This window comes from Glaciibacter superstes DSM 21135, assembly GCF_000421145.1.
GTDB classification, from domain to species: Bacteria; Actinomycetota; Actinomycetes; order Actinomycetales; family Microbacteriaceae; genus Cryobacterium; species Cryobacterium superstes.
On record NZ_ATWH01000031.1, the window covers coordinates 1 to 12,277 of the forward strand.

The window sequence follows — 12,277 nt, forward strand, 5'->3', positions numbered from 1 at the left end:
CCTCCGCATCTGGTCCGCGTCTCCGCGGGCCTGATCTCGTTCGGCGCGGAGCTTGTCCACCTCGTCCTGCAGCCGACGAATCTCCGCCACATCCTTACGTGCCATTGAGCCAGTATGACGAGGAACCAGCCCGACACCGAGATCTCCGTCGGCCATCGCCAGACGCCACCCGCGCATCTCCGTGCCCGTGATGCCGTGCTCGGAAAGGTACACACCCTTCGTCCCGTGCCGGGCGGCCACATACGCAAGCACATGCTCACGCTTCTCATCCACCGAGAAGATCCTCGGCGCGATTGTTACTACAGTCATTGCGAATCTCCGATCAGAACGGGTCACAACAAGACTGCCAGCCAGGGGCTACGGCAAAATCTCCGTCGAATGGTTTGGTGGACGGTCGGTGCTAGCGGGCGTCGCGGGCCTGTGCGGCGAGGGCGCGCTCGACCCCGGCCAGGTTCTCGACGACGAGGCGGCGTAGCGCCGGCGGTTCGGCGTTGGCGTCGAGCCAGGCACGGGTCGCGTCGACGAGCTCCTGATTCGCCAGCGGCGACGGGTAGAGGCCGACGACGAGCGTGTCGGCGATCGCGTACGCGCGAGACTCCCACACCGACTGCAGCATGTCGAAATACGTGCCGACGAACGGCTCGAGCAGCGTGGTGTCGTTGGCACGGAGGAACCCGGCCGCAGTGACCCGCACGATCGTGTTCGGCGCCGTATCGACGTCGATCAGGGACGACCAGGCCGCTTGCTTACCCTCCGGAGTGGGGATCGCAGCGCGCGCCTGAGCCGCGAACTGCGCGCCCGTCGCGGTGTTGTCCTTCGCCAGTGCGGCGTCGATCTGGGCGGTGCCCGCCCTGCCTCCGGCGACCAGGGCGATGAGAAGCTCCCAGCCCAGGTCGGTGTCGATTACCAGTCCGTCGAGCTGCTCCGAGCCGTCCAGAAGGCCGGCGACCGCGTCGAGCTGGGCTTCGGTGACAGCCACCGAGGCGAAGAACTTCACAAACTGGAACTGCGCGTCACTTCCGCCAGCGGCTTCACGCGCCAGCGTGAGCAGTCCATCGCCGACCTCGGTGACGGTGGTCTCGCGGTGCGGCTCCGACACGTAGTGGGTGGCCGTGAGGATGACCTGGCCGAGAACCGTGCGGAGGGTGGTCGATTCTGTCTCCGTCGCGATGTTGCCCAGCACCAGTCGCACGAAGTCGCGCGGTGCGGTCTCGGCGTCGCGCGTCGCATCCCAGGCAGAGCCCCACACCAGCGAGCGGGCAAGGGGACTCTCGATCGCGGCAAGGTTATCGATGGCGACAGCCAGTGAGGCATCGTCGAGCCGGATCTTGGCATAGGCGAGATCATCGTCGTTGAGCAGAACCAGGTCTGGACGGGCTTCGCCGACCAACTCGGTGACATCCGTTCGCTCACCGTCGACATCAAGCTCGACGCGCTTGACCCGAACCAGCTTGCCTCCGGGCAGGTTGTTCGCGGTGTCGAAGCTGTACAGACCGATCGCAAGACGGTGCGGACGAATCGTCGGGTAGTCGGCAGCGGCGGACTGCAGCACGGTGAAGCCGGTGATGGTTCCGGCGTCATCAACGGTGATCTCAGGGCGAAGGGTGTTCACTCCCGCGGTCTCCAGCCACAGCTTCGACCACTCAGAGAGATCGCGACCGCTGGAAGTCTCCAGTTCGGCGAGCAGATCGGCCAGCTCCGTGTTGCCCCACGCGTGCTTCTTGAAATAGGCGGATACGCCCGTGAAGAAGGCATCAATGCCGACCCACGCGACCAGTTGCTTGAGAACCGAGCCGCCCTTGGCGTAGGTGATGCCGTCGAAGTTGACCTGTACGTCTTCGAGGTCGTTGATGGTGGCGACGACCGGGTGCGTTGAGGGGAGCTGGTCCTGCTTGTATGCCCAGCTCTTCTCCATGGCGGCGAACGTGGTCCAGGCTTCCTTCCACTCGGTGGCGTCTGCCGTAGCGATGGTCGATGCCCATTCGGCGAATGACTCGTTCAGCCACAGGTCGTTCCACCACTTCATGGTCACGAGGTCGCCGAACCACATATGTGCCAACTCGTGCAGGATCGTGACGACTCGGCGCTCCTTGAGAGCGTCGGTGACCTTTGAACGGAAGACGTAGGACTCTGTGAAGGTGACCGCGCCGGCGTTCTCCATTGCCCCGGCGTTGAACTCGGGCACAAAGAGCTGGTCGTACTTGGTGAACGGGTATGCGTAGTCGAACTTGTCCTCGTAGTACGCGAAACCCTGGCGGGTCTTCTCAAAGATGTAGTCGGAGTCGAGGTATTCGAACAGGCTCTTTCGACTGAAGAGGCCGAGAGGGATGACCCGGCCGTCGCTCGAGGTCAGTTCGCTGCGCACGACTGTGTACGGGCCGGCGATCAGCGCGGTGATGTAGCTCGAGATGACGTGCGTCGGCTCGAAGGCCCAGATAGCGGCTCCGTTGCCCGCGCCGGTGGGTTCCGGTGTCGGCGAGTTCGAGATAATCTCCCAGCCTGCCGGTGCGGTCACGGTGAAGCTGAATGTCGCCTTGAGGTCTGGCTGCTCGAACACGGCGAACATGCGCCGCGAGTCCGGCACCTCGAACTGGCTGTAGAGGTAGGCCTCGTCGTCGACCGGATCGACGAAGCGGTGCAGGCCCTCACCGGTGTTCGTGTAGATCGCATCAGCGACCACGGTCAACTCATTCTCTGCCTGCAGGTCGTCGAGCTGAATCCGGATGCCATCGCTCACGGTGGAGGGGTCGAGTTCGGCTCCGTTGAGCGTGACGGCGTGCACGGTGCGAGTGATCGCGTCGATGAACGTCGACGTGCCTGGTTTCGCAGTGAAGATGACCGTTGTGGTGCTCGCGAACGTTTCTGGTCCGGTTGTCAGGTCGAGCACGACGTCGTAGCTCGTGACGTCAACGATCGACTTACGCTCGGCGGCTTCGATCCGGGTGAGGTTTTCTCCAGGCAACAGTCTCTCCATCTTGGTTTCGAGGGGCTCACAGCTTCGTGAATGGCAGGCGCTCGTGACGCCGATGCACGGTCATCAAGCCTAGCCATGATTAGGGTGGCACCATGAGAACCAGCACAGACTCGCACGCGGCAACCGCTGACCGCTACCGGGCATTTGCTGAGGTGGAGGCGCGCGGTATGAGCGCGTGTTACGAGGAGTGGGCGCTTGGAGTGGCCGGCGATGCGTCGACGCTGGCGCTGATCAATCGGCTGCCACCGGCCAAGCGTCAACCCAATCTGGTGTTCAGCGCGGCTCGGTTCCGCGGGGCTGCGGCTGGGCCGTATCCGGCGTTCGCGGACTGGCTCCATGAACACTGGAACCCTGTTGAGCAGACCTGCCTCAGCCACGCCACCCAGACGAACGAGGCAGGCCGCTGTGCCACGCTCCTGCCTGCGCTCGCCGCGATCGGCGGCCCGCTCGCACTCATCGAGGTTGGCGCATCCGCCGGTCTCTGCCTGTATCCCGACCGTTACAGCTACCGGTATCGGCTGGATGGCAACCAGGGCGGCGGTAATCAAGGCCAGGGCGGCAGAGAACGGATGCTGCACCCCGCGACCGGTGAGAGCGCGGTCGTGCTGGACTGCGCGGTCAGCGGCCCGGTTCCGTTGCCCGACCGCCTGCTCGAGGTCGTCTGGCGTGCAGGAATCGACCTGAACCCGCTCGACGTGAACAACGCCGACGACGTCGACTGGCTCGACGCACTGATCTGGCCGGAGCACAACGACCGGCGTGATCGCCTGCGTGCCGCGGTCGACGTGGCCAGGGCGGAGCCGGCCGAGATCATTCGCGGAGACGCGAACGCTGAGATTGAGAGGCTGGTGTCGCAGGCTCCTGCCGGAGCATCCGTCGTCGTCTTCCACACCGCGGTGCTGGCGTACTTCGAGGAGGCAGCGCGGCGTGAGTTCGCTACGACGATGGGGCGCATTCCTGTGCACTGGCTCGCGAACGAGGGGCAGTCTGTGGTACCGGGTGTGATGGAACGACTGGCGCAGCCGCCGGCTGACTCGACCGCGTTCGTGCTCGCCGGTGACGGGAAACCGATCGCCCTCACGCATCCCCACGGCCTCGCGCTCGAATGGCTCGGGTGAGAGACGTCGTGTCGCTCGGAACTCGCACCCCATCGAAGCGAGCGGCGGTATCGCCGAGGATCGTCGGTGTGGATGTCGCGCGCGGACTGGCCATCGTCGGCATGTTCGTTGCTCACGCGGTTCCACGACCCGATGACGTCGAATTGCTCGTCGATGGGCGGTCATCGATCCTGTTCGCGACGCTTGCAGGGGTATCACTCGGCATCGTGACCGGGCAAGACCAGCCCCTCGAACGCGGACGACGATCGGATCGGGTGGTCAGCATCCTGCTGCGTGCGGTGTGCCTGTTCCTGCTCGGCGGCATCCTGGCCGCTCTCGACAGTGGAGTCGCCGTGATCCTCGACTACTACGCGTTCATGTTCCTGCTGCTGACGCCGGTGCTGTTCCTGCCGCGCTGGGCGCTCGCAGCACTTGCAGCGGTGATCGCCGTCGTCGCGCCGATGCTTGCCGCGGTGACGGATGACCGGAGTGAAGACAAGGCATCGCTGCTGGACGTTCTGCAGTACTACCTCCTCGACGGTGTGTACCCGGCGCTGATCTGGATGCCGTTTCTCCTCGTTGGATTGATTGCCGCGCGTTCTGGGCTGAGGCGGAGGTCGACCCAGGTGTGGATGATGATCGGCGGTTCGACTGCCGCAGTACTGGGATACGGTGCGGCGTGGGTGATTCCCGGTGTGAGCGCAGAAGCGCACTCGGGCTCGACCGCAGAGGTGCTGGCCTCAGGCGGTGTCGCCATCGCGCTGACGGGCGCGCTGCTCTGGTTGACAGCGTCGGAGCGCGCAGGATTCGGGCGGGCAGCCAGAGCTGTGCTGTGGCCGGTCGGGGCGACCGGATCGATGGTCCTGACGGTCTACACCGTCCAGATCGTAGCCCTGGCGATCTTTGTGGCGCTGCGGGAGGACAGCGGCGGGCAGATCGAGTACCCAGGTTGGCCGTTGCTGATCGGCATGACAGCGGCGTCACTGGTGTTCGCCAGCCTGTGGCGCCTGTGGTTCGGCAAGGGGCCGCTCGAACGGCTGTTCACTCTGGTGACGACGCTGCCGAGGCGGCACGAGCGGGACAGCGTCTGATCGCTGCCCCCTCGCGGCCACTGACTACCTCTTCTTGTCGGTCACAGTGACCGGCGCGCTGCCGCTGGTTGCCGAATCGGCGCCGACGGCTTCGACGGTGTAGTCACCTGCAGGGGTGCCCTTCGGGATCTTCACCTTCACCACGAACTGGCCGTTATCGGTTGCGTGCCCATTCCCATTCCCATTCCCGTGCCTCGTGGTCGTCGCAACACCGAGCGGGATGCGACCGGGCAGCAGCGTCAGCTCAATCTCTTCGTCGGTGCCGAAGCCGGTTCCTGTGATCTCAACCTTTTTGCCCTGGCCGACAGTCGAGTCGGAGATGGTCAGTGTTCCCTTCACCGGGGCGCCGGTGTAAACGATGCTCGGCGCAGAAGGGGTGGCCATACCGTCGCCGAGGAAGAAGCTGGTCTGTGGTGGCTGGTTATACCCAGTGTTCTGCCAGGCCACGCCCAGCCGGTAGACGGGGTCGTGCATCAGCGTACGGATTCGGTGCTCGGTTTGGTCGGTAGTCGTCACGAGTTGGAGCGAATTGCCGTCTGCGCTGCGAACGAGCAGTTCCTCCCTCCAGTCTCCGAGCAGGTCTGCCTGCAGCGTGGGATTGCCCTTCGTCCCATTGACCGAGAGGGAACCGTCCATACGCAGGAGTTCGTCTGAGCTCTGCGTCTCCCAGTTCCACTTGGAGACGGTCGGCGTGGCACCGGATGCCGTCTCAGATGGGTCGGTGTAGTCGTGGTCGGTGATCTCTCGGAGGAGGTCGCCGTCCCACCACGTGACGAAGTTCGCGGCTGGGATCGCGGTGGAGATCTCCTTGCCGTCGGTGCTCTTCATGGTGCCGATCCGGGAGTTGTATTTGTAGTCGCCACCGATCGACCATGCTTCGTCGCCCGCATAGCGCGGGTCGACGTCTGCCGCAACACCGCGGCCGGTGTCGCGGGTGCCAGGCACGGTCCAGAGGACCTCGCCGGTCTGCGCGTCGCGCATACTCGCTCCAATGCCTCCGTTCGCCCTGACGTCTTCGTGCACACCGAAGACCTCGAGGCCATCACGCTCGGGGTTCAGGTCGCCGACATGCAGCGCATCACCGTGGTGCAGATTCGTGTTGTACAGCGGAACCCCGGTGTCATCGATCGTCATGGCGCCGAACACGATCTCGTCGAGCCCATCGCTGTCGACATCCGCGATTGCCAGGTTGTGATTTCCCTGTCCCATCAGCTCTGAGTAACCCGGCTCATCGGTGTCGAACACCCATCGCTGTTCGATCTGGCCGTTCCTGAAGTCGTAGCTCGCGGTCACCGCCCTGGTGTAGTACCCGCGGCTGAAGATCATGCTGGGATGCTCGCCGTCAAGGTAGGCAGTTGCCGCCAAGAAGCGGTCGACCCGGTTCCCGTATGTGTCACCCCACGAGCCGACATCGCCACGGGCCGGTGTGTAGTCCACCGTGTCGAGGGCCGCTCCCGTTTCTCCGTCGAACACCGTCAGGTATTCGGGCCCTGAAAGGACGTAGCCGCCCGAATTCCGGAAGTCGGCGTCGGGGTCACCGATGACGACCCCGGTGCCGTCGACGGTCGCGTCGGCCGTCTTCACGGCGACTTCGGCCTTTCCATCGCTGTCATAGTCGAAGACCTGGAACTGGGTGTAGTGCGCACCCGCGCGGATGTTCCTGCCCAGATCGATGCGCCACAGCTGGGTTCCGTCGAGTTCGTAGGCGTCGAGGTATACGTTGCCGGTGTACCCGGACCTTGAGTTGTCTTTGGCGTTGGTCGGATTCCATTTCAGGATGATCTCGTACTGGCCGTCGCCGTTGAGGTCGCCGATGGATGCGTCGTTGGGCTCGTACCCGTACGCTTCGCCAGAAGGCGTGACACCACCCGCTGGCTTCTGGAGCCCAATGTCGAGTGATTGGTCATCCCACACCGTGAACTCCTCGGTGACCGTCGTTTCTGTGCCGTCGACGATCGCGGTGACCAGATAGCGGGAGTCAACCGTGCCTACGGTGTCGACGTAGTTGGTGCTGTCGGTGATCGGGGTTTTAGTGATGAGACTGCCGTCGCGGTAGACATTGAAGGCGACCCCGTCGTCATCGAGGCCGAGCATGCGCCATCCGAGGTACACGCCCCCGTCGTGTGCGACGGCGACCGGGGCGCGGTCGAGGTATTCGGCCTGGCGCAGCAGCACCGTCGGCGCCGGGGTTTCGAGAACGGCACTCTGAGCTGACGTGCCGCCGCGGCCCACGGCACTCACCTGATAGAAGTACGGTCGCGTGGTCAGCACACTCGTGTCGGTGAACGTTGACCCGACCACAGAAGCCACCTCTGTGAAAGGACCATCAGAATTCGTGGCGCGACCGACGAGATAGAAGGACGCACCGTCCACCGCGTTCCAGGCGATGGTGATGTCGTTCCGGTTCACCGCCGAAGCGACGAGTTCCGTCGGAGCGTTCGGCGCCTCGACCCCAGGGTCGGCAAGAGTGACGTTGATCGGCTCCGATGGCGCGGATTCGACGTCACTGTCACCGAGCGCAGTGAGTGTGTAGATGTAGCTCCGGCCGAGCACACCGGTCATGTCGACGTAGCCGGTGCCGCTCTGCTGGGCAAGCAACTCGGGTGTTTCGGCTTCGGAAGCGCGATAGACCCGGTAGCCGACGGCATCCGTCACTGCCGCCCAGTCCAGCTCCACCGCCGGCGGCTCGACGTCGAGGTCGACGACTGCGGTAAGTGTGGGTGCGCCGAGCGCTGGAGAGATGATGAGGCCATTAAGGCGGGAGCTTTCGCCGCCCACCAGGATGTTGAGTTGTCCGTCTGCCACCGCTATGGCGCTATACCGGTTTTCAGCGATGGTTCCGGATGAAGCAGCGATGCGTGGCTGCTGGGTGCCTTCGATCGTCAGGACGGTTTTGCTCGAGGCGATGAGGTCGCCGGTGAATGAAGTGATGTCGTAGCTGCCGTTGTCAACGTCGACGACGAATTCGAAGGTCGCTCCCGCTACGAAATCGCGTGTCATCCAATCGGCGTCTGCGCCGCGGTCGCGGTCGATCATGTCGGCATTCGAACGGAAGCCGTAGCCGCTCTCAGGCGAGTAGAGCGTCGCGCGACCGACGCCCGTGTAGCCGTCCGCAACGGGTGACGTCGCCGTACCGAAATCGAACCGCAGCGTGCCGGTTGCTCCGGTCGCCGAGGCGGCGGCCGGAGTCGCCAGCATCAATCCGCTGACGAGAGTGATTGCCGTCACAGTGCCGAGCGTGACGCGCGATCTGCGCTCTGATGGTGAAAACGCCAAGGCGATCTCCTTTGATGTCTGTTACCAGCTGCAGCCACTCGGCAAACGCCAGCGCGGCGGACCATTCCTCGATGAGGAAAACGCTTTCCGCCGTCCCTAATTTTGGTGTGCGGGTGCGGCCGTGTCAAGAGGCAATCGCAGATTCAGCCCGACGCCAGGCCCGGCGCTGGGTCACCAGGCGGCGGGCTTGTAGTCCTTGAGGAACACGCCGTGCACGTCGTCGCCGGCCTCGCCGCGCACGATCGGGTCGTAGACACGGGCCGCGCCGTCGACCAGGTCGAGGGGAGCGTGAAAACCCTCCTCGGCCAGACGCACCTTGGTCGGGTGCGGCCGTTCATCGGTGATCCAGCCGGTGTCGACGCTCGTCATCAGGATGCCGTCGCTGAGCATTTCCTTCGCGCTGGTGCGTGTGAGCATGTTGAGCGCCGCCTTCGCCATATTGGTGTGCGGGTGCCCTGGGCCTTTGTACCCCCGTCCGAAAACGCCTTCCATGGCCGACACGTTGACCACGTAGGTGCGACGGGCAGCGGATGCCGCCATCGATTCGCGCAGACGGCTCACCAGCAGGAATGGTGCGGTCGTGTTGCAGAGCTGAACCTCAAGCATCTCGAGGGGGTCGACGTCTTGCACGTTGGCGGTCCAGCTGTTGACCGTGTGCAGGTCGGGAACCAGCCCACCGGCGTCGATCGCGGTACCGGCAGCGAGGCGCTCGAGCGACGACGAGCCGGGCGCGAGCGCCAGGTTGGTGAGATCGTCTGCGGTGAGCGCGCCGGCGCCGACGATCGCCGCGGCTCCGAGGATCGGGTGGCTGGCGACCGAGGCGGCCAGGGCGAGCGGATGCGCGTCGTTGGTGTGCCCGAAGGTCACGATCTCGGGGAGTGGGCCGTCGGGCAACGGCGACTGCTCGGCTTCCACCAGCGGTGAGTACGAGCCGGGGGAGCGGCGCACCGTCTGAGCTGCGTTGTTGATCAGGATGTCGAGAGGACCCTGCTCGGCGACCGAATCGGCGAGTCCGATCACCTGTGCGGGATCGCGGAGGTCGATCCCCACGATACGAAGACGGTGCAGCCAGTCGGCGGAGTCCGGCATCGCCTGGAAGCGGCGAACGGCGTCGCGCGGAAACCTGGTGGTGATTGTGGTCTGCGCTCCGTCTCTGAGCAGTCGGAGTGCGATGTACATGCCGATCTTCGCGCGACCCCCGGTGAGCAGCGCACGTTTGCCGGTGAGATCCGTTCTGGCGTCGCGTTTCTGATGGCTCATGGCGGCACAGCTTGGGCAAAGCTGGTGGTAGAAGGCGTCGACGAGGGTGTACTTCTGTTTGCAGATGTAGCAAGCACGAGGAACAAGCAGTTCGCCGGCGGTGGGGGCCTCTGTGCCGCGGGTGAGCTGGGCGCCCCGCGTCTCGTCGTCGATGCGGGTCGGTGCGCCGGTGGCAGTGGCGGCGATCACGATGCGATCGGATTCTGCGATGGCCTGGCGCTTCTCGGTGCGACGCACGACCTTGACGGCCTTGAACATCTTCGCTGTTGCCTGTCGCACCGTGGTGAAATCGGGGTCGTCAGGGTCGATGTCGCTCAGGGAGGCGAGAACCCGGAGCGTGACCTCGAGGTCGTTCGGGTCGATTCGCCCCGCCGTCTGTTCAGGGGCGGGAGTGCTGGGGGAGAGCTCCGAGGTCATCCGAGAATTGTACGTCGACTGGAGTCAGAGAATGCCTGCGCGGACGGCGGCGGTCGACGAGACGTGCCTGTTCGCCGCGTAGGGTGAAGAGCATGGCTGATTCCGTTGACTTCTGGTTCGATCCCTCTTGCCCCTGGGCCTGGATGACCTCGCGGTGGGTGGGGGAGGTATCGGAACACCGGGACCTCAACGTGACCTGGCACGTCATGAGCCTCGCGGTGCTGAACGAAGACAAAGACGTCGACGATGACTACAAAGCGTTCTTCCCGCGTGCGCTGAAGTACACACGATTGGTCGCAGCTGCACAGGAACTGCACGGCCAGGAGATCGTCAAGCCGCTCTACGACGCACTCGGCACGCGTATCCACCCGGGAGGGAGCACGGAGCCGGGCGAAGTGATTCCGGCGGCGCTCGCCGAGGTCGGGCTTCCCGCGGAATTTGCCGCCTACGCCGACAGCGACGAGTTCGACCCACAGATGCGCGCCAGCCACTTCGACGGCATCAACCGCGTCGGACAGGATGTCGGAACCCCGGTCATCGCGGTCAACGACGTCGCATTCTTCGGTCCGGTGATCTCTCCCGCGCCGAAGGGCGAGCAGGCACTGAAGCTCTGGGACGGCGTCGTTGCGGCTGCATCCTTCGACGGCTTCTTCGAGATCAAGCGCACCCGCACCCGCGAGCCGATCTTCGACTGATATGTAGTGGTTTTTGTCAAGAGGGCATTCTGAAGCGGCGCCCGTAGATGCGTGCCGTTCGAAGATTTCGGTGGGTGCGGGCGGGTTTCCCGCTCCCACCTCAATCTTCGAGATGCTGGCTCAAGGGTGCTGCTGGGCTGGTCGCCGGGGCCCGGAGTGTCGAGCGTGTCTTATCGACGCATGGTCAGACTGATATACGCGGGTTGGTTACCGCAGGGCGAAGTGTTCGGCTGGAGAGGTGCCGCGGGTCTAGAAATCGGGCGTCGCACAACTTGTCGGTCGTGTTGCTCATAGCTAAAAAGCGGGTCACTCCACATGTTTGTCGTCACTTCGGCCGGGGCGAACAGCGGTCTTCGGGGGCTTACCCGTCCATGACGGCCAGGGACCAGCACCAACCAGCGAGCTCGCGGGCGATGGCGACGTTGGCGATCACGGGACGTTTCTTCCGGGCCGTGAACGCGACCCATTGGTGGTGCAACCGTTCGTTGCCAGCCTGACCACGGAGTTTCGCGTCGACAGGTGCTTTCTTCCACCGGGCCTGCATCACCGATTGAGAGCCGGGCCGGTAGTCACGTTTGTGATGCCAAGCCGCTTCGACGAGCAGGCGCCTCGCGTGCGAGTTGCCGGTCTTCGTGATTCCGCCCAGCTGCCTGGACTGTCCGGAGGAGTACTCGGAGGGCACCAACCCGAGGAACGACCCGATGGTGTTGCCGGTGAACCGGTGCCAGTCGGTGATCTCCACAGCGAGGGCGAAACCGGTCAACGGGGCAATGCCCCGCAGACAACCGAGCCGGTTAACCAGCGGGGTGAACTGCGAGTCCCCGGCCATCAGTCCAATCGCTTCGTCGAGCCGGTCGCGGCGGGCAGCAGTCTGAACCACAGCCTCGTAGCAGGCATCGAACGTGGTCTGGAAGGCGAGATCACCGCCACGATGGGATCGCAACCAGGCATCATGCCTTCGCGTCCACGCGGCACCGTCGTCATAAACGTGACCATGCCGCAGCAGCAACTTCGACAAACGGTGTCGTGCTCCCATCAGATCCTGTCTGGTGTCCTCACGGGAACGCACCAAATCCCTCGCGGTCTCTTCCTCAACCGAGGGAACCTTCACCGCAACGATCTCGTCCAGCTTTAACAACCGCGCCAAATGGAACGCATCCCTGGCATCGGTCTTCACCCGATCCCCAGACGGGCGTTGCAACTTCGATGGCGCCGCAACCACACACTCAATCCCGGACCCCATCAGCAGGCGGAACAGCCCGAACCCTGTCGGGCCAGCCTCATACGTTGCCTGGACTGGACCCGGCAGCGATCGGATCCACCCGAGAACTTCGGTCAGGTCGAACCCGAATCGTCGATGCACGACCTCACCACTGTGAACATCGATGCCACAACCAGCGATAGTTCGGGCGTGCACATCCAAGCCAACGAAAGTACGATAGATAGTCAACTGGGGCCTCCAAAGTT

Annotated in this window: 9 protein-coding genes; 4 read left to right on the forward strand and 5 right to left on the reverse strand. The window is 64.2% G+C overall.

Annotated elements, in window-relative coordinates:
• Together K323_RS0123200 and pepN are read right to left on the reverse strand one after the other, a co-directional pair.
• On the reverse strand, positions 1-309 hold a 309-nt coding region (locus K323_RS0123200; RefSeq protein ID WP_022887645.1), incomplete at its 3' end, for a hypothetical protein.
• Positions 310-400: 91 nt separating this feature from the next.
• Positions 401-2,962, reverse strand: coding sequence for an aminopeptidase N (gene pepN, locus K323_RS0123205; protein WP_026852043.1), 2,562 nt, complete (start codon positions 2,960-2,962; stop codon positions 401-403).
• Positions 2,963-3,066: 104 nt separating this feature from the next.
• Between pepN and K323_RS0123210 the strand changes: the two genes are divergently transcribed.
• Complete coding sequence (locus tag K323_RS0123210; protein WP_022887647.1) at positions 3,067-4,092, forward strand: DUF2332 domain-containing protein; 1,026 nt, start codon at positions 3,067-3,069, stop codon at positions 4,090-4,092.
• Positions 4,089-5,162: an acyltransferase family protein gene (locus tag K323_RS0123215; protein ID WP_022887648.1), complete on the forward strand. Its 1,074-nt coding sequence runs from the start codon at positions 4,089-4,091 to the stop codon at positions 5,160-5,162. The genes K323_RS0123210 and K323_RS0123215 overlap by 4 nt, the downstream gene beginning before the upstream one ends.
• 24 nt (positions 5,163-5,186) lie before the next feature.
• Here K323_RS0123215 and K323_RS28290 read toward each other — a convergent pair whose 3' ends face one another.
• Positions 5,187-8,390, reverse strand: a complete 3,204-nt coding sequence (locus K323_RS28290) for a rhamnogalacturonan lyase family protein (protein ID WP_051147504.1) — start codon at positions 8,388-8,390, stop codon at positions 5,187-5,189.
• Positions 8,391-8,400: 10 nt separating this feature from the next.
• Between K323_RS28290 and K323_RS30320 the strand changes: the two genes are divergently transcribed.
• Positions 8,401-8,538 (forward strand): hypothetical protein, encoded by a 138-nt coding sequence (locus K323_RS30320; RefSeq protein WP_157509560.1) that lies wholly within the window; start codon positions 8,401-8,403, stop codon positions 8,536-8,538.
• A 71-nt stretch (positions 8,539-8,609) separates the two neighbouring features.
• Here K323_RS30320 and K323_RS28295 read toward each other — a convergent pair whose 3' ends face one another.
• Complete coding sequence (locus K323_RS28295) at positions 8,610-10,115, reverse strand: SDR family NAD(P)-dependent oxidoreductase (RefSeq protein ID WP_022887651.1); 1,506 nt, start codon at positions 10,113-10,115, stop codon at positions 8,610-8,612.
• A 92-nt stretch (positions 10,116-10,207) separates the two neighbouring features.
• On the opposite strand from K323_RS28295, the gene K323_RS0123230 reads away from it, so the two are divergent.
• Positions 10,208-10,810, forward strand: a complete 603-nt coding sequence (locus tag K323_RS0123230) for a mycothiol-dependent nitroreductase Rv2466c family protein (RefSeq protein ID WP_022887652.1) — start codon at positions 10,208-10,210, stop codon at positions 10,808-10,810.
• A gap of 361 nt (positions 10,811-11,171) precedes the next feature.
• Here the strand turns inward: K323_RS0123230 and K323_RS0123235 are convergent, their stop codons facing one another.
• Complete coding sequence (locus K323_RS0123235; protein WP_425402297.1) at positions 11,172-12,254, reverse strand: IS110 family RNA-guided transposase; 1,083 nt, start codon at positions 12,252-12,254, stop codon at positions 11,172-11,174.
• Positions 12,255-12,277: the final 23 nt, after the last annotated feature.